The organism is Vibrio sp. Vb0598 (assembly GCF_033338935.1).
GTDB classification, from domain to species: Bacteria; Pseudomonadota; Gammaproteobacteria; order Enterobacterales; family Vibrionaceae; genus Vibrio; species Vibrio alginolyticus.
The window spans coordinates 14,878-40,444 of record NZ_JAWOTP010000001.1 but is presented as its reverse complement, the minus strand read 5'-3'; the positions used below and the strand labels follow the sequence as shown (position 1 = coordinate 40,444).

At 44.3% G+C, this 25,567-nt stretch carries 24 protein-coding genes; 10 read left to right on the top strand and 14 right to left on the bottom strand.

Going from position 1 to position 25,567, the window contains the following annotated elements; genetic code table 11:
* Window positions 1-10 precede the first annotated feature (10 nt).
* Window positions 11-2,047 (bottom strand): PhoX family protein, encoded by a 2,037-nt coding sequence (locus R7Q38_RS00195; RefSeq protein WP_213893597.1) that lies wholly within the window; start codon window positions 2,045-2,047, stop codon window positions 11-13.
* 266 nt (window positions 2,048-2,313) lie between these two features.
* Between R7Q38_RS00195 and R7Q38_RS00190 the strand changes: the two genes are divergently transcribed.
* A complete protein-coding gene (locus R7Q38_RS00190; RefSeq protein WP_005374208.1) occupies window positions 2,314-2,652 on the top strand; it encodes a YggL family protein in 339 nt (112 codons plus the stop codon).
* A 1,336-nt stretch (window positions 2,653-3,988) separates the two neighbouring features.
* Complete coding sequence (locus R7Q38_RS00185) at window positions 3,989-4,888, top strand: LysR family transcriptional regulator (RefSeq protein ID WP_005384184.1); 900 nt, start codon at window positions 3,989-3,991, stop codon at window positions 4,886-4,888.
* On the opposite strand, the gene R7Q38_RS00180 is transcribed toward R7Q38_RS00185, so the two are convergent.
* Both R7Q38_RS00180 and R7Q38_RS00175 read right to left on the bottom strand, forming a co-directional pair.
* Window positions 4,856-5,200 carry a DUF5329 family protein gene (locus R7Q38_RS00180; protein ID WP_033906240.1) on the bottom strand — a complete coding sequence of 115 codons (345 nt, stop codon included), beginning with the start codon at window positions 5,198-5,200 and terminating at the stop codon, window positions 4,856-4,858. The two genes, R7Q38_RS00185 and R7Q38_RS00180, sit on opposite strands and share 33 nt — an antisense overlap.
* Before the next feature lie 95 nt (window positions 5,201-5,295).
* Window positions 5,296-6,309 carry an MBL fold metallo-hydrolase gene (locus R7Q38_RS00175; protein WP_053349394.1) on the bottom strand — a complete coding sequence of 338 codons (1,014 nt, stop codon included), beginning with the start codon at window positions 6,307-6,309 and terminating at the stop codon, window positions 5,296-5,298.
* Window positions 6,310-6,464: 155 nt separating this feature from the next.
* On the opposite strand from R7Q38_RS00175, the gene R7Q38_RS00170 reads away from it, so the two are divergent.
* The 3 genes from R7Q38_RS00170 (at window position 6,465) to R7Q38_RS00160 (ending at window position 8,808) form a co-directional block, all read left to right on the top strand.
* Window positions 6,465-7,079 carry a TetR/AcrR family transcriptional regulator gene (locus R7Q38_RS00170; RefSeq protein ID WP_025768062.1) on the top strand — a complete coding sequence of 205 codons (615 nt, stop codon included), beginning with the start codon at window positions 6,465-6,467 and terminating at the stop codon, window positions 7,077-7,079.
* Window positions 7,080-7,408: 329 nt separating this feature from the next.
* Window positions 7,409-8,314 carry a 30S ribosomal protein S6--L-glutamate ligase gene (gene rimK, locus R7Q38_RS00165; RefSeq protein ID WP_005374224.1) on the top strand — a complete coding sequence of 302 codons (906 nt, stop codon included), beginning with the start codon at window positions 7,409-7,411 and terminating at the stop codon, window positions 8,312-8,314.
* A gap of 65 nt (window positions 8,315-8,379) precedes the next feature.
* Window positions 8,380-8,808 carry an ATP-dependent zinc protease gene (locus tag R7Q38_RS00160; protein WP_005384193.1) on the top strand — a complete coding sequence of 143 codons (429 nt, stop codon included), beginning with the start codon at window positions 8,380-8,382 and terminating at the stop codon, window positions 8,806-8,808.
* A gap of 65 nt (window positions 8,809-8,873) precedes the next feature.
* On the opposite strand, the gene R7Q38_RS00155 is transcribed toward R7Q38_RS00160, so the two are convergent.
* Window positions 8,874-9,599 (bottom strand): MBL fold metallo-hydrolase, encoded by a 726-nt coding sequence (locus R7Q38_RS00155; RefSeq protein ID WP_161441194.1) that lies wholly within the window; start codon window positions 9,597-9,599, stop codon window positions 8,874-8,876.
* Between the two features lie 323 nt (window positions 9,600-9,922).
* Between R7Q38_RS00155 and speA the strand changes: the two genes are divergently transcribed.
* From speA to R7Q38_RS00135, 4 genes are all read left to right on the top strand, one after another.
* A complete protein-coding gene (speA, locus tag R7Q38_RS00150) occupies window positions 9,923-11,833 on the top strand; it encodes an arginine decarboxylase (protein WP_033906546.1) in 1,911 nt (636 codons plus the stop codon).
* Between the two features lies 1 nt (window position 11,834).
* The gene (gene speB, locus R7Q38_RS00145; RefSeq protein ID WP_213874395.1) at window positions 11,835-12,755 is read left to right on the top strand and encodes an agmatinase; all 921 of its coding nucleotides are present in this window, start codon (window positions 11,835-11,837) and stop codon (window positions 12,753-12,755) included.
* 409 nt (window positions 12,756-13,164) lie between these two features.
* Window positions 13,165-14,370, top strand: coding sequence for a multidrug efflux MFS transporter EmrD (gene emrD, locus R7Q38_RS00140; RefSeq protein WP_005374234.1), 1,206 nt, complete (start codon window positions 13,165-13,167; stop codon window positions 14,368-14,370).
* A gap of 311 nt (window positions 14,371-14,681) precedes the next feature.
* Window positions 14,682-16,847: a S9 family peptidase gene (locus R7Q38_RS00135; RefSeq protein ID WP_081886414.1), complete on the top strand. Its 2,166-nt coding sequence runs from the start codon at window positions 14,682-14,684 to the stop codon at window positions 16,845-16,847.
* 215 nt (window positions 16,848-17,062) lie between these two features.
* Here the strand turns inward: R7Q38_RS00135 and R7Q38_RS00130 are convergent, their stop codons facing one another.
* The 10 genes from R7Q38_RS00130 to R7Q38_RS00085 all read right to left on the bottom strand — a co-directional run bounded on the left by R7Q38_RS00130 (window position 17,063) and on the right by R7Q38_RS00085 (window position 24,665).
* The gene (locus R7Q38_RS00130; RefSeq protein ID WP_017635534.1) at window positions 17,063-18,058 is read right to left on the bottom strand and encodes a porin; all 996 of its coding nucleotides are present in this window, start codon (window positions 18,056-18,058) and stop codon (window positions 17,063-17,065) included.
* Between the two features lie 215 nt (window positions 18,059-18,273).
* Window positions 18,274-19,143 carry a metal ABC transporter solute-binding protein, Zn/Mn family gene (locus tag R7Q38_RS00125; RefSeq protein WP_158155663.1) on the bottom strand — a complete coding sequence of 290 codons (870 nt, stop codon included), beginning with the start codon at window positions 19,141-19,143 and terminating at the stop codon, window positions 18,274-18,276.
* 22 nt (window positions 19,144-19,165) lie between these two features.
* Window positions 19,166-20,041 carry a metal ABC transporter permease gene (locus R7Q38_RS00120; protein ID WP_158155661.1) on the bottom strand — a complete coding sequence of 292 codons (876 nt, stop codon included), beginning with the start codon at window positions 20,039-20,041 and terminating at the stop codon, window positions 19,166-19,168.
* On the bottom strand, window positions 20,041-20,769 hold the full coding sequence (locus tag R7Q38_RS00115; RefSeq protein WP_017635536.1) for a metal ABC transporter ATP-binding protein: 729 nt from the start codon (window positions 20,767-20,769) through the stop codon (window positions 20,041-20,043). The genes R7Q38_RS00120 and R7Q38_RS00115 overlap by 1 nt, the downstream gene beginning before the upstream one ends.
* Entirely contained in the window at window positions 20,769-21,695 is a 927-nt protein-coding gene (locus tag R7Q38_RS00110; RefSeq protein ID WP_130546497.1) for a metal ABC transporter solute-binding protein, Zn/Mn family, read from the bottom strand. Before R7Q38_RS00110 ends, R7Q38_RS00115 begins: the two co-directional genes overlap by 1 nt.
* A gap of 22 nt (window positions 21,696-21,717) precedes the next feature.
* Window positions 21,718-22,269, bottom strand: coding sequence for a DUF6162 family protein (locus tag R7Q38_RS00105; RefSeq protein WP_104980328.1), 552 nt, complete (start codon window positions 22,267-22,269; stop codon window positions 21,718-21,720).
* Window positions 22,266-22,586: a hypothetical protein gene (locus R7Q38_RS00100; RefSeq protein ID WP_005374251.1), complete on the bottom strand. Its 321-nt coding sequence runs from the start codon at window positions 22,584-22,586 to the stop codon at window positions 22,266-22,268. The genes R7Q38_RS00105 and R7Q38_RS00100 overlap by 4 nt, the downstream gene beginning before the upstream one ends.
* 42 nt (window positions 22,587-22,628) lie before the next feature.
* The gene (locus R7Q38_RS00095; protein ID WP_025768070.1) at window positions 22,629-23,459 is read right to left on the bottom strand and encodes a DUF4198 domain-containing protein; all 831 of its coding nucleotides are present in this window, start codon (window positions 23,457-23,459) and stop codon (window positions 22,629-22,631) included.
* Between the two features lie 15 nt (window positions 23,460-23,474).
* Window positions 23,475-24,014 carry a DUF2271 domain-containing protein gene (locus R7Q38_RS00090; RefSeq protein ID WP_033906231.1) on the bottom strand — a complete coding sequence of 180 codons (540 nt, stop codon included), beginning with the start codon at window positions 24,012-24,014 and terminating at the stop codon, window positions 23,475-23,477.
* 21 nt (window positions 24,015-24,035) lie between these two features.
* Window positions 24,036-24,665 carry a PepSY-associated TM helix domain-containing protein gene (locus R7Q38_RS00085; RefSeq protein WP_005374254.1) on the bottom strand — a complete coding sequence of 210 codons (630 nt, stop codon included), beginning with the start codon at window positions 24,663-24,665 and terminating at the stop codon, window positions 24,036-24,038.
* A 379-nt stretch (window positions 24,666-25,044) separates the two neighbouring features.
* Here R7Q38_RS00085 and R7Q38_RS00080 point away from each other — a divergent pair, with 379 nt between their 5' ends.
* Window positions 25,045-25,533, top strand: coding sequence for a hypothetical protein (locus tag R7Q38_RS00080; protein WP_213899769.1), 489 nt, complete (start codon window positions 25,045-25,047; stop codon window positions 25,531-25,533).
* The last annotated feature ends 34 nt before the right edge of the window (window positions 25,534-25,567 follow it).

The following is a 25,567-nucleotide window of genomic DNA, read 5'->3' as shown; positions in this document are numbered from 1 at the left end:
CATTTAGAGATTAAACTGCAATCTCTCCACCGTCTTCACGGCGAATAACCACTGTCGCCGCTCGTGGGCGCACAGAAACACCAGCAGGCGTTTCTTCGGCTGCATCTTCACTGTATGGCCAGTTGCCTGGGTGCTGAATATTCACAAACAATGATTTGTAATCAGGGCTGATGGTAAAGCCTGTTACTTCACAACCATTTGGTCCGACAAAGAAGCGTTTCAATTCAGCTTGATTATCCGCACCAATCACAGCTTGATCACCATTCTCATCTGTTAGCTTAGATGGCACAACAGCCAACATTTGATCATTGGTGTAAGATGTAACTTCATCTGCGCCGTTATCAGTCTGAATCCACAAAATACCACGGCCATCAAACGCTAATCCGTCTGGACTCGCAAACTGGTTTAACTCATTCAAGCCAGAACGGTTGGTATCTGCATCACCATTTGCTGGCGAACCAAACACAAAGATATCCCAATTAAAGTCAGTTGCTGAAGCACCTTCATCCCAACGAATAACATGACCAAACTTATTATTCAAACGTGGATTCGCAGGATTGGTTTCATCTGTACGGCGCGTATTGTTCGTCAATGTTAAATATACTGAACCCGTGAATGGATCAACCGTACACCACTCTGGTCGATCCATTGGTGTTGCCCCAACTAAATCCGCCGCACCCGCAGTATTGATGATAATTTCAGCCAGTGAATCAAAGTGATCCGCTAATGTACCACCAGCGGTTGTTACGCTATCAAGCGTTAATGGTAACCAAGTACCTGTGCTGTCTTCATTGAAGCGCGCCACATACAGTGTGCCTTCGTCCATGTACTTGTCACCCATCGCCAAGCGGTTATCAGGGTTAGCATCTGCTGGATCCCACGCTGCCGCAGATTCAAATTTGTATAGGTACTCAAAGCGAGAATCGTGACCAGAATAAAATACCACTGGTTTGCCTTCTTCAAGCTTACCGAAAGTACAGCCCTCGTGACGGAAACGACCTAGCGCAGTACGTTTCTTCGCACGTGAGTTTTGCGTGTAAGGGTCAATCTCGACAATGTAACCGTGACCATTGGCTTCATTACGGTAATCATCCATCGCACTTGCTCCTGTTGGAGCCACATTAAAGCGAGAGAACTCATCAAGACGCTCTTCTGCATTTCCTGCTAATGTCTCCCACAAGTAGCGTGTGCTTTGGTCATCAACACCAATGCGATCTTGCTCTTCTGTACGAGTCCCGGCGTTAACAAAGTAACCAGGCCAGTTCTCTTCACACGTTAAGTACGTGCCCCACGGCGTGTAGCCGTTGCCACAGTTGTTTAACGTACCACGCGCTTGGCTGCCATCTGGTGAGAAACGAGTGACAGTTAAAGATGTGTAGGCCACCGGGCCAGACAAATCCATGACTGTCGCACCAGTATAACGACGGTTTAGTGGGTCGGTATCAACCAACTTCCACATGTTGTCTTCCAGTTGAATGCGAACCACTGACACACCGTGCGCGTTAATCTCTTTACGCACTTCATCTACAATGGTACGTACGCCATTTTCAACCGTCGGACCATTTGGATGCAGTGCTGATGTGTCGATGTACTCGTGGTTAATACATAGCAAGCCATCTGTAGTACTATCGTTCAATGGGAAAAAATGCATGCCGTCATGGTGCATGCCTAGCGCATTTAACTGATCGGTACTGGTGTTGGTACCATCATTTTGCCATGCGCTGCCTTGCGCATTAAGTGGTGTTCCCCAAGGTACTAGTACTTGTGCGGTGTAGCCTTGTGGAATTGAAACTGCGTCAGTGAGTGAGCCAGGGATAGATTCAAAGTTAAGAACGGCTTTAGATGCGCCCGAACCACTGCTTACTGTACTCCCTGAGTCAGACGAGTTACAACCAGCCAATCCGAAAGCACCAAACGCTGTCATCGCACTGATACCTAAACCACCTTTCAGAATGCTGCGTCGAGATAGGCTCGCTTCTAATACTTCTTCAAATGGTTTGTTTTCACTTTGGTTATAACGCGTCGCGTCAAAGGTTTCCTTGCTCATTTTTACTTTCCCGATCTTATAGTTTAATTAATAAATAAGTGATTAGTTGAACGGCAAGAAGTTTGGATAAGAAAAATGACAAAAGTGCTTAAAACATATGAAACTTGTGTTTCAACAATACTGCAAACCAACCAACACAGCTAACGAAGCAATTAAATTCTGGTCACATAATCACCAACTGTATCGCTTCATTCTGATTTTACTTGGGCTAAAGTGTGATAGAAGGTATAAGGTGTACGAAATCAAATCATCTACGAGAGATAATCATGAAATTAGACAAGATCGATAACAAGAGCCGTCGTATCCGTAAAAAGCTGTTCTTAGGTGAGTTCGCAATCCTAGGTTTCGAGATCAGCTGTGAAACAGACATTAACGACTTCGACCGTTACGATGCATTCGTTGATGACTTTATCGACTACATTGACGAGCTTGGTCTTTGCTTCGGTGGCGGTGGTCTAGAACTGTTTGAAGGCTTCCTATGTTCTACTGACCGTTACGGCAGTGCGACTGAAGAACAGAAAGCGCAAGTTATTAAATGGTTAGAAGCACGTCCAGAAGTGAAAAGCGCGCAAGCGGGCGAACTAGTTGACGCCAACTACCTGTAACTAAAGGGCAACCTGTAATACGCAGAGCTCAGTAAATGGTAGAGAAAGCTGGTCTTAAGACTGGCTTTTTTATTTTTTGAAGAATGCGATAGTAAAAATAGGGGTTTGGGAAGTTGCGCGGAGTGAATGTGATTGTGGTGTTTTTGAGCTGGCAATCAACGGGAAACTGTGTTCCACAGCCAGCTCGTGCCTTTAGGTATAATTAACTATGATTTTTTAGCTGGGGCGTCTTTCGTGTCTTTCCAGTATTGAATACGCACACGATGTAGCTGAGCTCTTCTAGTCTTTTTCATAGTAAAGTCCCTCATCTTATATAAGTAACGCTCCTCATGGAGCTTATTGTCTAAGGTCGTATCCCCTTCAATCTATAAGGGAATCAATCATTTAACCGTGACATATTTCACAACATAATGATAAATACCGGTTTCTTGCAGCCTGTTTTTACTGGCAAACGGCATATTATCTATCTGACACGGTTAACTTACTCACCAGATATGACAGAAAAATGGCAATCAAGTTCCCTACTTATACTGTCATTGAATCTTAATAAGGATTAACAAGGTGGGCATTTCAGATTTACCATACTGTTTATAAAAACCGCAAGAATTTTTATTTCTTTTCAAACAAATCTCTACTCAAGATCAATTCACTTTCATCTTTATCGTCTCCCTTTTAACGCATTGTGATCCAGTTCAATCCACAGAACTCGGAACAAAAAGCGCACATTAATACATTCACCACCAAACTTGTGCGAGATCTCTTACAAGAGTTGTAAGCAAATAGATTAATCACCTCTAAGAGCAATGCCAGAAAAAACATTAAATATATGATTTAAAAGTAATATTTAAATTCACTTAAAATAATAAGTAAAAATAATTTAGAAAAGTTAATTGAGTCAAATCAGCAAAACATCAATACTCAATTTGTCGACAGGATGTTGGCGGGAACAGGAAAAAAGCCTAAAGGATTGGGTATCTTCAGGATGAAGATTTGATAGCTTAGGATGAGTTGTCAGCAAGGATGTAGTTAAGCTCTAGGATAGAGTTCGCCCGTCAGGATGATAGGCAAGAATGGACACCGCTAGGAAGGCGATGAACAAGGAACTCGGTTAAAGGACTTAGCCACAATCAAGGATAGATGCAGGGAGCACCTATTAGTAGCTGGATTGCTGCGAAAAAGAATAAGCCCCGTCTGGGAAACCAGGCGGGGTTTTATTTTGTCTGTAATGTATTGATAGCGATTCATCTTTATCGTTTAAGTCTTCTCTGTTTTCATAAAACACCGTGCTATCATTTTCTTTACGTCTCCCAACAAAGCTCTCAGAAAATCACACACTATGCTTAATCCTGTTTGGTTACATACATTTAAGACATTGATTGAAGTCGGTCATTTTACGCAAACGGCAGAAAAACTTTTTATGACTCAGCCTGGCGTCAGCCAACACATCAAAAAATTAGAGCAAAGTTGTCAGCATGCCTTGATCAAGCGCGAAAACAAAAGCTTCGAATTAACCGAGCAAGGCAGGATTGTCTACGCATATGCGCTCGAGTTAGAAGATAGAGAGAAGAAGCTGCTCGAAGAGCTCAGTTTTGATGATGCGTTTTCAGGCCACTGTAAACTGGCTTGTTCTGGTGCAATGGCGTTAATGTTGTATGGGCCCATTTTGGAGAAGCAAAAACAGCACCCGAGCTTATCGTTACATTTAGAAGCCGCGCCAAATCAATCTATTCTCAACGCCATAACGCAAGGGCACATCGATATTGGTATCGTGACTGATGTTCCCAACAAAGGTCTGTTTCACAGTGAGCGAATTGGTAAAGAGAGGTTGTGCTTGGTTCTGCCAAAGCATTATCAAAATAAGCAGATAACGCCACAACTCTTGCATGACTGTGGTGTCATTAGCCACCCTGATGCCGAGCATTACATGACACTTTTTTTTGACCAATGTGAAGAACCACAGCTCCAAGAAATTAAGATGAGCGATTTACCATTATCCGGCTACGTAAATCAATTGAGCCAAATTTTGCTGCCTGTCAGCAAAGGACTTGGCTTCACCGTGCTGCCTCAAAGTGCGGTCGACAATTTTCCGCTAAAAGACACGTTACACATTGCTCAATTGAAAAACACTGTATGTGAAGAGCTATTTCTAGTTCGTAAGCGCAGTCGTGCTCTACCTCTGCGCTATCAGACCATCAAAGAAGTGTTATTGGATGTGATCGGTGGCGCGCATCAATGATGTTAGCCACTCTTCGCTGGTAATGCGTTCCTCTTGGCAATCCACCCAATATGGTTTGCCAGATAACCAGCTCTTTGACGCGACCTCTTTTATAAACACATCCACGGAATCAACGTCATCTTTGGCGTAATCCCATTTATTGCGCATGTGTTCTGCCGCTTCTTGATTAGTGTACGCCTTGCCGTTGCGGATAAAGGTGCAAGAGGATTGCTCAACTCGTTTTATCAACGTCGAGATATCTTGCTCTACCCCTGCTAGTGCAAAGGTCGGCAGAATGCTTAATGTAAGTAACAACGTCCACTTTGCTTTCATCGCACCTTTATCCTTATCCCTGACCACGTAACTACTAATAGTAACTACTGATAAGTGACTTAACTATTCTGGTGTTTGGCTGTTTAGTTCAGCAATTATTGCCACCATGCCTGAGCAGGCTGAGGCTCCGCAATCGCCAAGCGTTGACCGATCTCAGGGCTAACTAACGTTACACCGCGCTCTTCACTGATGTCTAACGCGCGTTGCATCGGTTCATTCCAATCGTGCATCGATAAATCAAACGTGCTGTTATGGATCGGCATCATAACTTTGCCCTGCACATCGATGTGTGCTTGAACGCTTTGCTCTGGGAACATGTGAATGTCTGACCAGAGTTCATTGTACGCACCTGTTTCAATCATGGTGAAGTCAAATGGACCGTACTTTTCGCCAATCTCTTTAAAGCCATTGAAGTAACCAGAGTCACCACTGAAGAACACTTTGTGTTGTTGTGCATTGATAACCCAACTGCCCCACAGCGTCGTATCGCGGTCTGTCAAACCTCGACCAGAGAAATGCTGAGTCGGAGTTAGTGTATATTCAATGCCGTCAACAGAGTGTGACTCCCACCAGTCTAGTTCGATCACTTTCTCTTTGGGTACACCCCAATTCACCAGTAATTGGCCAACTTTTAACGGCACCAAGAAAGTGCCCACCTTGTCGCCTAGCACTTTAATAGAAGCTTTATCTAGGTGATCGTAATGGTCATGACTGATCACCACCACATCGATAGTTGGCAGATCTTCTATCGTGATGGGGGTTTGGTGAAAGCGTTTTGGCCCTGCCCATTGTACAGGAGACGCGCGATCACTGAATACAGGGTCAGTCATCACCAGTTTTCCATCGAGCTTCATTAATACGCTTGAGTGACCCAGACGATAGATGACGTCATCTTGCTCTTCTAACAGTTGCCGCGCTGTGATCACATGCACTGGAATTTCAATCGTTGGTGTTGGGTTAAGGCGCTCAGTCGTAAAATACGCTTTCATGATTTCGAACATGTCGCCCAAACCGCTTTTGTATTCCAACTCTGTATTTGCAAATTTGTCCGGGTATGTTGGCGCTTTTTCAGTATCAACATTAGAACAAGAAATCATTGATGTACCCATCGCGAACGCTCCTACTGTGGCTAGCAAAGTTTTTTTCATAAAAAGTTAACCCGAACAAAAGTAAACTACACGGTGCAGTTTACATTCTAATTATCAAAAGTAAACTACTTAGTGTAAAATAGATCAAGAAATGATCTTCTTAACTTAGCAAGCTTATGAATGTAAAAAGAAAAAGTCGTAGCGAAACCAAAAGAGAAGCCATCTTGTGCGCGGCAAGGCAAGCGTTCCAAGAGTTTGGGGTGCAAAACACCAGCATGGATAAGCTCTCTGCAATCGCACAAGTCTCTAAGCGCACGGTCTATAATCACTTCCCTTCTAAGGAAGCGATCGTGACGGAGTTGCTGACTGAGCTTTGGCGTTCGTCAATGATGGAAAGCGATATTAAACGCTTGGCCACTCTGCCACTCAAAGATCAATTGATTGAATTACTCTACAGCGAGATCATTGTGGTAACGGAACCAAACTATATTGAGCTGGCAAAAGTGGCATTTGGGCACTTCTTATTTAAGCCGGAAGATCTCAAAGAACAAGCAGAACAAATGTCGAAACAGGAAACCGCCCTGTACCGCTGGCTTACTGAGAAATCGAACAGTGGCGCTTTGCAAATTGATGATGTACATATAGCAAGCACTCAATTGCACAACTTACTTAAAGGCAGTGCATTCTGGCCACAGTTAATGGGAATTCGCCCCTCTTTGTCGAATGAAGAATCTAGGCTGTTAGCTACCCAAACGGCGGAACTTTTTTTAAGTCACTATCAAAACAGCTAAAAACAGCGGTCAAATTGGCCGCTTTTTTAAGCGATAATTCGTGACAAAGCGATGAAATTTTTGCTCAATTTTATTTATCTCACCCTTGACAGTCTCATACCGCAAGGCGTGAGCGTTCGATAAAATATTTTTGTCGTGTCGACGATGCTTTTTCGTTTTCATCTCACAAAAAAACGCCCTAAGGTGCGCACCTCTGACGACGTGGTTGTTCAACCACAATTCTAAATCGTTGAAGTAAGTAGGTTATGTCATAACATGATCACCTGCCTACTGCATTCTATGCTCTATACTTATATTTTAATTTGGTACTGACTTACTAAGGAATTGCCATGCGTATTGCTATTCTTTCTCGTAATGAGAATTTATATTCAACCATGCGCCTAAAACAGGCGGGTGAAGAACGTGGGCATCAAATCGATGTGATCGACACGCTTCACTGTTATATGGACATTACGAGCAACAACCCTAAGATCCGCTACAAGGGTGAAGAATTACCGCAATACGATGCTGTTATTCCGCGTATTGGGGCATCTATTACGTTTTACGGCACTGCTGTTGTACGTCAGTTTGAAATGATGGGTACATTTTGTGTCAACGAATCTGTCGCGATCAGCCGCTCTCGTGACAAGTTGCGCTCATTACAACTGCTATCACGTAAAGGCATCGGTTTGCCACGCACTGGCTTTGCTCACCATCCTGACAACATTCAGGACGTGATCAAAAACGTTGGTGGCGCACCTCTAGTGATTAAATTGCTAGAAGGCACTCAAGGCATTGGTGTTGTACTTGCTGAAACAAATAAAGCGGCAGAAAGCGTGATTGAAGCTTTCATGGGTTTGAAAGCTAACATCATGGTGCAAGAATTTATCGAAGAAGCAAAAGGCGCGGACATCCGTTGTTTTGTTGTCGGTAATAAGGTGATTGCCGCAATGAAGCGCCAAGCAAAAGAAGGCGAGTTCCGTTCTAACCTTCACCGTGGTGGCTCTGCACAACTCGTGCGTTTGAGCAAAGAAGAGCGTGCGACCGCTGTAAATGCAGCGAAAGTGATGGGCTTGAACCTTTGTGGTGTGGATATCCTTCAATCTAAAAATGGCCCAGTGGTAATGGAAGTGAACTCTTCCCCTGGTCTAGAAGGCATCGAACTAGCAACGGGTAAAAACATTGCAGGTATGATCTTCGATTTTATCGAGAAAAACGCTAAGCCAAATTCAAACCGTACTCGCGGTAAAGGTTGATTTTTGTTTAACGCACAAGAGAGCCAAAAACCGGCTCTCTTGTTACTCGTCGCTAGGATGACACTATGAATCAGAAAATGATCATTGGGAATGCCGAAGCTATTTGCTTGCCAGAGTTAGGGATTACTCACCTTGAAGCGCGTATTGATACAGGCGCTCAAACCTCTTCATTACATGTAGACAATATTGATTGCTTTGAAAAAGATGGTCAGTCTTATGTTGCATTCGATTTGCACCCAGATGTATACCATTTAGAACAAGTGGTTCGCTGCACAGCGAAACTAAAAGCAAACCGTAAGGTTAAATCTTCTAACGGTACTTTTGAGCACCGCTGCGTGATCACAACGATGCTGCGTATGGGCGACCAACAATGGCCAATCGACATTACGTTGACTAACCGTGAAAAAATGACTTACATGATGTTGTTAGGTCGTCAGGGTATGGCAGACAAAGTGCTCGTTGATCCTAGCCAATCTCACTTATTGGCATCTTAACCCCGTAGCTTCAGATGAGTGATCGAACGTTTTGTTGAGCATCACTCGTCTGGCTTTATCTTAGCCTACTTCCTACGAAATAACGCAAACAACAATCCCTTCGCTTTAACTTTTGTCACTCGCCAGTGCGTCATTGGCTTAGTCGGCGCTGTATTCAAAATGTGCTGATACGCTTTTTCATCCAAAGTCACCTCTCCCCCATGTGCCAAAAGCAAACATTGCGGATTCATCTCAAACACACGCTTTAATGATTGCCGATATTGATTCGGATGAAATATGGGAAACGGCGCAATCAGATGCTGTTTCACCTGCACCATTAAATCCGCCACATACAGTACATCTTGTTCAGAATGATAAACCGACAGATCTCGGTCGGTATGCCCTAGTGTTTCTAGCACCTGCCAATCATCAAATCCAGGAATAAACTCTCCATCAATAAGTTCAATATCTGGCTTTAGCTTGCGGGAATACCACAGGTTTTGCTTTGGTTTACGCATCCGATTCGCCATCCAGCGTGCTAACATCAAATCGGTCAAATGCATTAGCCAACCGTCTACACCGCTATACCACTGGTTCTCTCGCTTTGCGGCCAATAGCTTGCATCCTGTTAAGTCACGTAGTTTGTGCGCACCACCAGCATGGTCTGGATGCATGTGGGTCACAACAACCAACTTTAGATCAGAAAAAGGACGATGGAGTTGATGTTCAATAAAGTCTTTAAGATGAGGAATGTCTGCTCGACTGGCACCATCAAGCAACAATAATTTATCGGGATATTCGGCGAGATACATGGTCTGAATGTACCCCTGAATTCTGTGCAGCTGCAAAATATGTCCTTATTTTAGTGAGATGCTTCATGACCGAACCCTTACTGGTCAGACCAACTATAACAGCAGAATGGACGCTTCGGTAAACAAATATTCACACGTAGCGACGACAACAAATCATAATCGAGATGATAGATTTTAATCATTAGACTCAAGGACCCTTTTATCCGTTAATGCGCGCACACGGAGTTCGTGTCAGGGTATGAGGTAAATACCTCATGATTTGCTTTTTTGTACTTTTCCTTCTAATTAATTAAGGAGTTAAGTACATTTTTGTGAGAATCGAGTTGGAAAAAGCAACTAAATTAGACCGCATCCGCGCGGACTACAACGTTCACTACTGGAGCCAAGGTTTCTACGGCATTGATGACCAAGGCGAAGTATATGTATCACCACGTAGTGATCGTGCACATCAAATCCCTTTCAGCGCTATTGTAAATGAGCTAGAAGCGAAGCAGTTAAATCTGCCTGTATTAGTACGCTTCCCGCAAATCGTGCACCAACGTGTGCATGGTATTTGCCACGCATTCAACCAAGCAATTGAAGAATACCAATATCCAAACAAATACTTGTTGGTGTACCCAATTAAAGTAAACCAACAACGTGAAGTGGTGGATGAAATTCTAGCGAGCCAAGCTCAACTAGAAACCAAGCAGCTTGGTCTTGAAGCGGGTAGCAAGCCAGAATTGTTGGCGGTACTTGCATTGGCTCAACAAGGTAGCTCCGTAATCGTGTGTAATGGCTACAAAGACCGTGAGTATGTGCGTCTTGCACTGATCGGTGAAAAGCTGGGTCACAAGGTATTCATCGTACTAGAGAAGCTTTCTGAGCTGGATCTGGTACTAGAAGAAGCGAAAAGTTTGGGCGTAAAACCGCGCCTTGGTTTACGCATTCGCCTCGCCTCTCAAGGCGCAGGGAAATGGCAAGCAAGTGGCGGTGAAAAATCGAAGTTTGGTTTATCAGCATCGCAAGTGCTTAGCGTTATTGAACGTCTTAAACGCGAAGGCAACCTAGACGCGATGCAACTGGTTCACTTCCACCTTGGTTCACAGATGGCAAACATCCGTGATGTACGCAATGGTGTGAACGAGTCTGCACGTTTCTACTGCGAACTACGCGCACTCGGTGCAAACATCGAGTACTTCGATGTGGGCGGCGGCTTGGCAGTGGATTATGACGGCACACGCAGCCAATCATCGAATTCGATGAACTACGGCCTTGCAGAATACGCACGTAATATCGTGAACACAGTGGGCGATGTGTGTCTGCAATACGAACAACCAATGCCAGTGATCATTTCGGAATCGGGTCGCTCGCTAACAGCGCACCACGCTGTATTGATTTCTAACGTAATTGGTACCGAGTCGTACCTACCGGAAGAAGTACATGAGCTTGATGATGACGCTCCGCTTTTGCTACAAAACATGTGGCGAAACTGGGAAAACTTACAAGATGGTACAGACGCTCGTGCGTTAATTGAGATTTACAATGATACCCAAAGTGATTTGGCAGAAGTGCACTCTCAATTTGCTACAGGCGTGCTTAACTTGGAACAACGTGCGTGGGCAGAACAATTGTCACTACGCATTTACTTCGAATTAAGCCGAAAGATGAGCACTAAGAATCGCTTCCACCGTCCGATTCTGGACGAGTTGAGCGAACGTCTTGCAGATAAGTTCTTCGTGAACTTCTCTCTCTTCCAATCTCTACCAGATGCTTGGGGTATTGATCAGGTGTTCCCTGTTCTGCCACTTTCTGGTCTTGGCGAGGCGGAAGAACGTCGTGCAGTGATGTTGGACATCACATGTGACTCTGATGGCGCGATCGATCACTACGTTGATGGTCAAGGCATCGAGAGCACGCTACCTGTACCAGCTTGGAGCAAAGACAAACCGTACCTAATGGGCTTTTTCCTAGTAGGCGCATACCAAGAAATCCTTGGTGACATGCACAACCTATTTGGTGATACCCACAGTGCTGTAGTCAATGTTGATGAACATGGTCAATTTGAGATCAGTTACATCAACGAAGGTGATAGTGTAGAAGACATGATGCGCTACGTTCATATCGACGTGGATGCGATTCGTGACAATTATAAACAATTGGTTTCACAGCGAGTTGAAGCCAATGAACAAGCACAAATCCTAGCAGAACTAGAACAAGGTCTAGCAGGATACACCTATTTAGAGGACTTCTGATATGAATGATTTGTTTACTAAAACTGATTATTCGCTTTACTCCAACTCTATGTCGTTTTTACGTCTGCCGTACATTCGTAACCCGGTATCGGCAGACGCAGACGTTGTGGTGTTGGGAGTCCCTCTGGACATGGCAACATCTGGACGTCCAGGTGCGCGTATGGGTCCAGATGCAATTCGCCGTGCCTCAGTCAACTTGGCATGGGAAGGTAAGAAGTTCCCGTGGAACTTCAACGTATTGGATAAACTGAAAGTGATCGACGCAGGTGATCTCGTGTTCGATTGCGGTGATGCGGAAGATTTTACTTACCGCCTTGAAGCGGCAACCAGTGAAATTCTAAAAAGTGGTAAAACCATGTTGGGATTGGGCGGTGACCACTTCATTACGCTACCTATCCTGCGTGCCTATGCGAAGCATCATGGCCAAATGGCGTTGATTCACTTTGATGCTCATACGGACACCTATGCAAATGGCAGTTCATACGACCACGGTACGATGTTCTACCATGCGCCGAAAGAAGGTTTGATCTCAGCAAAGAACTCAATACAAATCGGCATTCGTACGGAGTACAAACAGCAAGATCACGGCTTCAATGTGATTAATGCGATGCAAGCGAATGACATGTCGGTGAACGAGATCCTAGAAGAAATTCGTCGCACCGTCGCAGACAAGCCAGTATATGTCACTTTTGACATCGACTGCTTAGACCCGGCCTTCGCACCGGGAACTGGTACACCAGTTTGTGGTGGCTTGAACTCAGACAAAGCGCTGAAAATTATTCGTGGTTTAGCCGGCATGAATATCGTGGGTATGGATGTTGTCGAAGTATCGCCTCCATACGACCACAGTGATGTTACCGCACTAGCGGGAGCAACCATCGCACTAGAAATGCTTTACGCATACGCATCTGAGCGCGAATAGACATAATCATTTCTAAGGGAGCTTCGGCTCCCTTTTCTTTCTGATGCCTTCCTCTACCTTTTATTCACTCGTTTCATCTTGAACTCAGATCAACCGAGCAGACGCTTTATTTTTGCACTTTAACCATTAAAAACAGTTACCTATAAGGCTCATACTATTCACGAAAAGCAAAAGATTTAACGTAAATAGACAAAGAAATGCACCTCTTTTTGAAAACAAAATCGGATTAGTTTTTCTAATTGAAATCATAGATTTTTATCTTGCTCGACTTCACACTTTTCGATTGCTAATTATACAAGCAAGCACTATTATCTCGCGCAAATATCCCCGCAACACAAGAAGTCAGTTGGCACTCTGTAAAAGAGCGCTAAGGGTTTTTACGTCTTAAACTTTTTGGAGAGATACGCAAATGTCTGCTTCGTTTCCATTAGCGAAACTTACCTTTTTAATCGCTATATTGACTGCCGTGGGTCAAATGACCCAGACAATGTACGTGCCTTCAATCGGTCATATGGCGGGCGAGTTTTTGGTATCTGCGTCATCACTTCAAGCTGTGATGGCTTGTTACCTAATCCCATATGGCTTGTCGCAATTTGCGTATGGCACACTATCGGACCGCTTGGGACGCAAACCGATCATCATCGTCGGGCTGCTTATCTACATCGCGGGTACACTGGTAGCATTATTTGCACATCAATTTGAATGGTTCTTGATTGGTAGCTTTATCCAAGGCTTAGGTATTGGTTGCGGCGGTGCGATGTCACGCACTCTGACTCGCGATTGCTTTGAAGGCTCTGATCTACACAGAGCAAACAGCTTAATTAGCATGTGTGTGATTTTCTCACCATTAATGGCACCAGTATTAGGCGGCTACCTAACAGAAGCTTTCGGATGGCGGTCGAGCTACTTGTTCTTAGCGCTATTTGCTATCGCGGTTGTGATCACCATGATGACAAGCATGATGGAGACGCTACCAAAAGAGAAACGCAAATTCGAACCAGTAGCCAAAAGCTACAAACACGTTTTGTCTGACCGTCGCTTTCAAGGCTTTTTAATTTGCCTGGTTGCAACATTCGCAGGTGTGGGTGTATTCGAAGCGGCGGCTGGGGTGTTGTTAGGTGGGGTATTAGAATTACCTGCAACAACGGTAAGTTTGCTGTTTATATTGCCGATCCCAGGTTACTTGGTGGGTGCGGGCTTATCTAGCTACATCGCAAGACGTCGCTCTGAGCGTCGTGCTCTAAATGTAGGCTTGGTCTCTATTTTTGTAGGCTCTGCTATTGTGCTCATCCCAGGCTTGTTTGGTTTAACCACGGCATTAACGCTGGTTGGAGGCGCAACCGTGTACTTTTTGGGTGCGGGCATTCTCTTCCCAGCAGCAACAACTGGAGCGATTGCGCCATTCCCATACCATGCAGGAACAGCAGGCGCGACATTGGGTGGCATGCAAAACTTGGGGGCAGGTGTAGCAACTTTGCTCGCGTCACTATTTCCAGCGCATAACCAGATGCCTTTGGGCATTTTGATGATGGCAATGTCGGTAATTGCAATGCTTGGGTTAATGTGGGTGAATCGAGCACACAATCACTCAAACGAAGTACCGCAAGTTATCTGATCATTATCAGCTTACTTTCAAAATCCAAAAGGGACACACTCAACAAGTGTGTCCCTTTTTTCATATCACACTATATCGATTTCCCGATGAGAATGATTTAACTTTCGAATTGATATTTGTTAAAAATAACAGCTGCTTACACAATGTGTTTTCAGCTTCCTTCAAATTGAGTAGCCAACTCGAAAATATTGAGGATTCTCACTTTTTCGGCATACCCCATAACAAAGAATGGACAACTGAAAACCACTAACAAAATGAAAGCCCAGCCCTCAGGATGAGGCCACTTGAGTGTACAATAAGGATAAAATCAGATGCGTTTCACTTTAACTACGTTGGCCGTCTCGGTCGCGCTTGTCGCCGGATGCAGCAATCAAGGAATCCCCAGCATGACTCAATACTCCCAAACACAGATCGTTGCTCAACAAACTCAAGCTCCGGTTGCGAAAAAAGTCCCTCACTCGATGACTATTCATGGCGATACCCGCGTTGATAACTACTACTGGATGCGTGACGACGAACGTAAAGACCCTGAAATTTTACAGCACCTAGAGAAAGAAAATCAGTACGCAGAAACCGTTCTAAAGCACACTGAAACACTTCAAGATACGCTATTTGAAGAAATTAAAGGGCGCATCGCAAAAGACGACAACTCAGTACCGGTTCGTAAAGGCAACTACTTCTACTCCAGTGAAGTGACCGGAGATAACGAGTACGAAGTCCATTTGCGAGCTAAAGACTTTGCAGGCAAAGACAAACAAATCATTTTAGATGTCAATGAACTAGCAAAAGAACATGAATTTTTCAGTATCGGCGGCCTATACGTTAGTCCGAATGAAAACTTATTGGCGTATGGCGAAGACACATTAAGCCGCCGCGTGTACACCCTTAAGATCAAAGACCTGACAACAGGCAATTACCTACAAGATGAAATCGAAGGGGCCTCAAGCGCTGTCGCATGGCAGAACGATAACAACGCCTTTTACTACATCAAAAAAGATCCACAGACCTTATTGGGCTACCAAGTTTATCGTCATGTATTGGGCACACCACAAAGCAGCGATGAGCTGATTTTTGAGGAAACCGACAGCGCCTATTACACCTCACTAAGCAAAAGCAAAGATGGCGAAGATATTTATATCTGGCATTCGAGTACAGAAACCAGTGGGGTCTCTATCATTGATGCGAACAACCCTAAAGCAAAGGCGAAACCGTTCTATCCTCGTGAAGATGGCATTGAATACAGTATTTCTAAGCTAGGCGATTGGTACTACATTTATACTAACTATCAAGCCGTCAACTTCCGTTTGATGAAAGTTCATCAAAATGACATGCATGACCGCTCTAAATGGCAAGATGTGATTGCCGCAGACGACAACACTCAACTTGTCGACTTCGAGTTATTCGATGATCACATCGTCTATGAGCAGCGCTCTAACGGCCTAGCAAGCGTCACTGTACGTCAGCTTTCAACAGGAAAAGAACTCCCCCTCACATTTAATGACGATGCGTTTGCTGCCTATTTGACAGGTAACCTAGAGCTGGATAACGAGAAAGTTCGTATTTATTACAGCAGTTTAACCACTCCAGGAACCTACTACGATTTCGATCTAAAAACGGGCGGGTCAGAAATCATGAAGCAAACACCTGTACTTGGTGATTTTAATCCTGACAATTACCAATCAGAACGCATCATGGTCACAGCCCGTGACGGTAAAGAAGTACCCGTTTCTTTGGTGTATCGTAAAGACTTATTTAAGAAAGATGGTACAAATCCACTCTACCAATATGGTTATGGATCTTATGGCGCAACCATTGAGCCAACTTTCCGCTCGACACGTTTGAGTCTATTGGATCGCGGCTTTGTTTACGCCATTGCTCATATTCGTGGATCTGAAATGCTTGGCCGCCCTTGGTATGAAGACGGTAAAAAACTAACCAAGCAAAACACATTCAACGACTTTATTGATGTGACTAAAGGTTTGGTTGAACAAGGCTACGGCGCGAAAGATAAAGTCTTCGCTGTTGGTGGCTCTGCAGGAGGTCTCTTAATGGGGGCTATCATCAACCAAGCACCAGAACTGTACCGCGGTATCGGTGCACATGTTCCGTTTGTGGACGTGGTAACCACTATGCTCGATGAATCAATTCCATTGACCACCAATGAGTATGATGAATGGGGTAACCCAAATAACAAAACATACTATGACTATATGTTGAGTTACTCGCCTTACGACAACATCAAGGCGCAAAACTACCCGAACATGTTGGTAACGACTGGCTTGCACGACTCTCAAGTACAGTACTTTGAACCAATGAAGTGGGTCGCCAAACTTCGTGAAATGAAGACAGACGATAACGTCTTATTGTTCAAAACCGATATGGAAGCCGGACACGGCGGCGCATCTGGTCGATTTAAGCGCTTAAAAGAAGATGCGCTAGAGTATGCCTTCTTCCTCGATTTACTCGATAAAAAATAAGCGTATTAATAGAACTGTATCTCTAACAACAAAAAATGCCCGCAAGTTGCGGGCATTTTTATAGACGCACTCTCTAAACAAAGAGTGGGGTTACCTAAGCACAGAATGACTAGCGTCTCTTATAGCCAAAGGATAGCAGAAAGAAAAACGCCTACTCACAACGAGTAGGCGTTAACACAATAAATGTGTTTAGGCAGTAGAAACTGGCCTATTTATTAGAAGTAGTAACGAGCACCTAGAGTCCAGTAGTCGTTCTCTTCATTGTTGTAGTCGTTACCTAGATCAAACTGGTAAGCTGCAAACGTTACGAAAGCAGGAGTTACAGCGTACTCTGCTTGTAGCGCAGTTTCGCTTGAAACTGTCTTATTGTCTTCTTCGTCTTCTACGCCTTCGTAGTTAACGCTGAATGTCCAATCGTTTACGCCGTATGCCAAAAGAGCTTCAAGTTGAGAAGTGTCTTTACGCATTTGGTAGAAGTACTCGTTCATACCGTATACTACTGCTGCGTATAGACCTGAACCGTACTGACCGTAGTTTACAGAGAATAGGTGTGATTCAGCGTTCTTAGTACCTAGAGTCGCGTTTTTAACATCACCACCACTGTATACGTAGCCTAGACCAAAGCCAGCTACAGAACCGCTCAATGCAACTTGACCACGTTGCTCGTATGTTGTTGCATCTGAAGTTTGCTCACCTTGCCAACCTAGACCTAGGTTGAAAGCAAAACCTTCACCAAATTCAAAACCTTTACGGTAGCTAAGCATTTTATCAGCACGAGCTGAGCCTAGGTTGCCGTGGTTGTCGTACAAAAAGTCGTTCGCAAACGCGATTGGTAGATCCGCAACGCCAGCGACATCGTAGTAAGGTGACCATTGAGTACCTGCTACTAAACGGCCAAACTGCTCATGAGTAGCACCGATGTAACCTAGACGAGTTTTGAACGATTGCTCGCCACCGTTTAGGTAGTTAAGCGCCCATTCACCTTTAGCGTCGATAGTAATACCGTTGCCAATGTCTTTCTTACCCGCAACGTTAATACGTGGAGACACTTGGTGAACTTTTACATCTTCTTCGAAATACTCACCCACGCCAACTGAAACGTGACCGCCGATCGATAAAGATGTACCATCGCTGTTGTAAACTTCTGCTGCGAAGGCCTGTGAACCACATGCTAGTGCCGCCACTGCAACGGCTAGAGTTTTCATTTTCATTGTTAACATCCGTATAGTTGTTTGTACCGGTTCGCTTAGAAACAGATTAAATCCGAATCAATCGCAACGAACACATAACAAAGTAGTAATGAAATAGAAATGAAACAAACACTTTCTTATGCAACCAGTGGTATTAATGTTCACATTTTGAACTGAGTCACAAAAAAATAGGGAACTTTTCATTCCCCATCATAAAATCTGTGGCTTTTTACGTGTCACATCTCCCAACGTGCGAGTGGCTTCTCAGTTTTGATACCCTTACTGCCCCAGCGGTCAATAACATCAATTTGCAGTATACGACTCGGTTTAATAAGCGATGTCAAGGTTTTCGACGGTCGTTTATCCGTCACCAACCATAGCGTTTTATCTTGTTCAAACTGAGCTTTTAAAGATAATTTGTCTTCTTCTGTCCACTCGAGTTCCGGCTTAAATTCGCGCCCAACCACAAACAATTGGTTGCCAGAGGCAAAGTCCTCTAATGACTCACTCATCAGTACCACTGAATCGATGCCTTTATCGAAGATCTCTGCCTGTTGTTGGTTGATCAGTTCACGCACATTGAGCATAAGAGCCTGTTGATTCGTTTGAATCGTCTTTTGGTGTTCAGGATATACACGTTGTAGATCCTCTCCAACAATACCCGCCATTCGGATTAAGTTTGTAGGGTTAAGCCACGCGTACTTCGATGTTGACCCGTTTTCCAATGTCAGTACTGCAACTCCTTGAGCTCTAGGAGAAATGGCCTGCGATGCATCGATTTCAATCAAGTGAATGTTGCCCTGTCGAGCGTAAACATAAGTCGGGTCTTGTTTCCAAATCGCACCAAGAGTAATAGCAACCGTCGCGACTTGACCCGCTTGCTTAACTTGCTCTGTACCTTTATTTGCGAACCAGTTTTCAAGACGCTCAACGCCGTAACGCTTTGGAGGCAGATACTGAGTCTCTATCCCTGTACCTTTCATGAGTTGCTCAGACAACATGTACGTGACGGGAGTGCTGGTTAAAATGTCTTTGGCGCTTGCCAACGATGGAAGTGTTGTCGCTATAACCAAACCAAAAGTTATCGCTAATTTTTTTATCTTCATGTTCATTACTTTATAAAAAGGGTTACGCTTTTTGGATAATTCGGTAAACCGTTGCTGTTAGGAAAAATGCCGCAGAAACAATGATGATGGATGCGCCTGATGGCACTGGTAGCTCAAGCTCCATCGGCAGTATGGTTCCTACTAAACACGCAATGGTTGCCAATAAAGAAGAAAGGAGAACAAAACTGCCCATGTGTTTAGTCAATAACCTAGCCGTTGCACCAGGAATCAGTAGCAATGCACCAACCAATACCGCGCCAATAATCTTTACAGCGGCGATGGTGACCAAGGTGATCATCATGACAAATAAGTAATCATAAAAGCTGGTATTAAAGCCGCGTACACGTGCAATATCCGGGCTGATACAAGTTAGCAAAATGCGGTTAAACGTTGGAATAAGAAGCAGTAATATGATCAAACAACTGATCGCTAAAATAAGGATATCGTTGTCCGTCACAGTCAAGATCGAGCCAAACAACACGTTCTCCAACATGTGAATGTTGATCTTGCGAGCAACGTACATTAACAGCGCAGCACCAACCGCTAACGCTAGTGCAAGAAAAACCCCAACCAGTGTGTCGTAAGGTACATTCGTACGATTACGAACAAAGTGAAGCAACAGCGCAAAAATCATACAAAAGCTAAACAATCCGATGATCGGATTCTCTGGCGGCTCACCGAGCAACACACCAATCGCGATTCCGGTAAGCGCAGCATGCCCAACCGCTTCAGAGAAAAAAGCCAGTCGCTTGGCGATGACTAATGTACCAAGACCACCAAGTAATGGTCCTAATATCAGCGCTGCAACAATTGCGTTCACCATGAAAGCATAAGAAAAGCTATCGCTTAACCATCCAGCTTCAACGCCGCTAACCGCTAACTCTCGCAACCAATCCATTATGCAGCCTCCACTTTTGCTGTGTAGTGCTTGAATAATGTTTCTATACGATCAGGACTTAGTACATCTGAATGGTGCCCTGACGCCACAATTTGACGATTTACAACATGGACCTGCGCATCTAAACGGCGCACTGCGGTCACGTCATGGTGTACTGCCAGTACCGTTTTGCCTTCTCCAACGACTTCATGAATCAAACCTTCAAGATATCGAACACCTTGCTCATCCATGCCAGTTGTAGGTTCGTCTAAAACCAATAAATTGGGCTCATCCAGTAAAGCTTGCGCAAACAAAACACGCTGTTGCTCACCGCCAGAGAGTTGCCCCATACGACGGTCGCTACGCGTTGCCATACCCACGCGATCCAGTTGGGCCAGGGCATGTTGAGTTTGTTTCGTTTTACGTCGCCAAAATAGAGGGATACGGGTTTGGTTAAGCAGTACAAAATCCATCACGGTTAACGGGAGGCTTGCTTCAAACATCGCTTTTTGTGGCACATACCCTATCTTCCCCGAGGCAGCTGATGGCTCTGGCCAATTGAGTGCAATGTTTCCCGAAAATGGCGTAAGTCCAAGTACCGAACGAAGCAAAGAGGTTTTACCACCGCCGTTCGGTCCCATAATCACGTGACATTTCGCGTTCTCGAATTCGGCGCTGATGTTCTGCAAAATGATATTGTCGGCGTATTTTAGGCCCACGTTACTTAAGGAAACGGAAGGTCCGGTCATTACGCCTTTTCCCCTGCTCGCTTACTCGCCACAAATTTCATGGCTTCGATTAGTGTTTCCACATTATCTCGCATCTCAACCTCGACTTTATCAGCCTCATACTCACCGTGAGTCATGTGAGAAAAGCGATAAAGCTGCACCCCAGTCGCCTCTTCGATGGTATCAACAAAGCGATTCGGCATATTGAGCTCATAAAACAGCACATCAATGCCCGATTCACGAATTTTCTCTATCGTTTCCTGTAGCTGACTTGCACTTGGTTCAACGCCATGAGCAGGCTCAATGACAGCGGCAACGTCAACACCAAACTCCTGAAGGATATATCCGTAAGCATTGTGGGTTGTCGCCACCTTCATACCAGCCGTGTCCAACTCACCAAGAGACAACATTGCATCACGCTTCATCAGGCGAAATGTTTTCGCGTATTTACGAGCATTTTGGCGATAGAACGTAGCATTGTCTGGGTCCAATTGGCTTAGCTCACTCGCGATGGTGTAAACCTTTTGAATGGTTGTTGATAGACCGACAAAGGTGTGAGGGTTCACTGCTCCTTGACCAACAGACTGCCCCATAGCGGGCAATAAAGGCACTTCTTTGTTCGCTTCGATAACCACGAGATCATCACGCTGAGAAGCCTTGATCACTTTCAGTGCAAAATCGTCATGACCAATACCATTGATCACTATTACGTCCATTTCATTTAAGCGCTTAAGATCATTAGGTTGTGGCAAATAGTTGTGAGGATTAAAACCAGCATCAACCAAAGGAATGATGTCCGCCTTCTCACCAACAACGGCTTTAACATAGCTGTAATAAGGTTGTAGCGTAATACCAATACTGAGTTTTTCGGCAGCAAAGCCAGTAGAAGACACCGTCAATAACGCGGTGGCTGTAAGAATACGACGTAAAAGAGAGCGTTTGATCATAGTACTTATCAATTATGTTGTCTTAATGGGCGTGAGAGTGGGAAGAAGAGTCTGACACAACGATTTGTTTCCAACCGAAATCGTGGCGTTTTGCTAGCTCGCTTAGTCCATCCACATTTAACGAACGGCTAGAATCATTAAACCAAATATCAGCTTGAGAACTGCGGCTATCCAACAGCATGGAAGCAGAGCCTTGGGCACTGGTCTTCACGCCAATGTAGACACCGTCATCAATTCGTTGCCACTGATGAGAACCTTTACGCTTCCAATTTTGGTCTTTCACGAAAGGAGCAATCCAAAGCGCCTCCATATCAGAGATCTCAGGCCAAGTTCCGGTATCTAACTGCAAATCACGAATCTCTTCATGAGCGAGCTTAAGTTCAGCGATCAACCCCAACTCATTTTGATGTAAATCCGTGATTAACACTTGATGAGACTGCATGTCTGGCTTTTCAGTCGCGACCTGATGGTAGGGCATAAGTATGGCTGCTGAACTGAGAATTGCTGCGATTGTCAGTGCGACCCACTTTCCTTCTCGGTTACCATCATCAGGGCGAACTTTCTGTACACTCATTTCTCTTTCAGCTCAACGATATCCACTTCCACCGGGCTTTCATGTCCGGCATCAAATACCAAATAGAAATCTGTTTCAGGGTGAGTAAATTCTGCGATGGAACGCTTATCTGTTTTTTCTTTGGCGATCAGATTGTCGTCGTAATCGTACATTTCGACATCGTAGTCGACCGCTGTGGATCCATCCGAGTAGCCCGCTTCACAAATCACTTTATCTTGCGCCAAGTGACAGCTCATCAGAGGAAAATGTGCAGCAGCGTGAAAGGACGCAAATCCAGAAAAAAGCAAAACCGCTTTTAGAAGAGAAGTGTTATTCATGATAATTCCAAAATGGCCCAGCAATTGCTGAGCCTAATTCGATTAGTTAAGTTGAGTTTCAAACGTTAGGTGAACATTGGCACTCGCTTTATCCGCCAATGGATTATCTTTCAATTCACCTTTGTAGTTCGCTTTCATTAAGTAGCGCCCGGCGACTTCTGGCGTGAAAATCACTTTGCCATCTTTATCGCTCACCACATCGATTTGTTCTTGATGGTTTCGGTACATGGTCCCTTCACGTGTAATCTCAGCAGTAACGCCCTCTTGTGGCTCTCCGTTAAAGAAAAACTGGAAAGTCACAGGCTCACCTTCAATGATGTCCGATGGATGCGTGATCGGTTTCATCTCTAGCATTTTGCCTTCAATCTCCAACGCTTTGTCCGTTGGCATACCAACCGTAATGTAGCTTTCTGCTCGGGTGTAACTTAGTTGAGTAACCACATCACGCGCTTGCTCGGGAAGCACATCACCACGCTCAGCTTTGCTTGCTCGCGCCCATTTCACCGTATCACGACGGCCCGCTTTGTATTGTGTGTAGTAGCTCGGCTGATTATTAATCGCAACTTTGTGCGTGCCTTCTTCTGTAAAAAAGAAATCAAACATAGAGCGACGCTTGCCACGAACAACAAAGTTAGGACGCTCAGAGCGGCCATCCGGCATCACCACAAACGCCTGGTCACTACCCGCAGGCTTATCAAAAACAAACGTTCCGTGAGAGGCAGTAACATCAAATGTCAGCCAGTCACCGCCTTCTTTAGAAACCGTAAAGTGAGAGGGCAGAACCCAACGTGGATGTGCTTGTGCGGTGGTGGTTACAGCCAATCCCATTGCCATTACACTCGCCAATGCCACTGCTTTCATTTTGGTTTTCATTGTTGTGTCCTTTAATCACTTAACTTGATAATTGACGGTGATGACACCCGTCTCTTGTGTTGGTTTAAGCTCATAGCGCACGTCACTGTCCGCTAGCGTTATTTTTTGACGTAAGTAGTTTCGCCCACCGTGTTCACGAACGACTTCGACGTACAACGTGTAATTTCCTTGTTCCAAACGCTCCCCTGCGTCATTGGTTCCATCCCAGACAAAGCGGTATTGACCAGCAGGACGTGTTGCAGAAGTCACCGCATCAACAAGTTCACGATCATAACGACCCGCTTTTCTCCACCAGCTGCGTAGATCTTTTAACCATTCGTCTTTCCCTACCCATAACTGAATGGTTTTAACCGGTTTACGCTGATCGTTTTCAACCCAAACCGCCACATAAGGGCGTGCATACATTGAGGTATCTATCTTTGGAAGTTCGAGTTCGAAGTCGACCTTCGCGTTATCTGGTAGAGGCGCCGCGGAAAGAGAGAAAGGAGCAAAAGCCGCGATCAAAGCGGCTTTACAAAAGTGATTACGGCGGAAAAATCTTCCTGTGTTCAACATAAGTGTTCTCTAAAAAAGCTGTTATGGAACAGCAACAAAATAAATTACGAGCGACAGTAACGTACCAAAGCTCATCCATTGCATAGACGTTCTGAGCGTCTTCTTCTTAGGCAGTAACAAGCACACGCCTGTAAGAACAAAAAACACCATCAAAAGCGCAGTGACGTCGATAAACCACTTCCAAATCCCACCACTGTTGCGCCCTTTATGTAGATCGTTCAGCAGCGCAACAATACCGTAGTGCGTCGTTTCAACATCTGCCGCACCAGTAGTCATATCAATAAAGACCGTAGCGTTATAACCTGGGCCTTTAAAATCCATAGAAAGCTCTCCGAGTAACAACTCACCTTGCTCAACTTCGGTATACACATCTAGTGCGGAGGGAGTGCCGCGAAGCTCGGTTTCTTTAGTCAAGAAAGCCACCAGCCCTTCACGATTAGGTTGAAAGGTATCTGAATGTGAGAATAGAACTGAGTGCGGAACCGTCAGAGTATGTTGTTGAATGATAGGTTCACTGCGTTCAAACAATTCGGGGCGATTGAGGGTAATACCAGTTACTGCAAAAAACAGCGTAACTAAGAGAAGAGCCATCGAAATATAGATATGTAGGCGGCGAGCCCAAGTTTGAACACCTTTGCTTTTAAGCAACATAGAAACAATCATCACCAATAAATGTGGGGCATAATTTAGGTGATAATCATTCGTATTGGCATTTAATTTACATTGTTTACTTTTTCAATTCAGCTTGGCTTGCACATGTTTTAGCTATTTGGGCCAATGCGAGTTACCGATTGCCTACCCTCTAGATAATAACCCTATCAATTTTAATGACTCAAAATTTAATGATATTTCCAATACTAAAAAGTGGGATAGACTCCACCAAAATGCGCCTTTATGTATATTTAATGAAAAGCTTAAAAGCTATCCATAAACTAGATAAAAAAGGTAAGCTAAGAAGTTAGTGTAGGGTTAGATAGAGAAGATTTTCTGATGCTAGCCAAACGTTATGGTGTAGTTCAGAAGGAAAAATATGAACAAGAATGTTGGAATAATTCTCTTATCACTTTTCTCAAGTGTCACTTTCGCAAGTGAAAAGTTTGAAGCCAGTTTGTTTAACAACGTAAGCCAATCTATCGATAATTATGGTGCTAAGATAAAGCTGTGCGAATCTATGGCAGACCAGAATACACCTGACAAACAAACCCTAGAGTATTCAAAGAACCATATAGAAGCATTAACTCCTGTTCTACCTTTTTTAAGCGAAAAAGCTTTTGAAGCTTGTGTCTTAAAAGAGAAACAAGAACTAGCATATTACTTATTAATAGCAAAAAATAACGCTTCAAGAACCTCAACATTAAAGCTTGTAGAATCGACTGAAAGCCTTACTTTCCATATCGAACCTACATCTATAGAAAAGTTTGAAACACTGAGCAAAGTACATCAAGAATATATAGAGAAAAGCCCCTTTTTCTCCCGACCATTTGATGCGTTAGCCTTTTATGAAAAACTCATGCAGTAAATAGCCTTTATGACTTTAGACAAAAAATACCCGA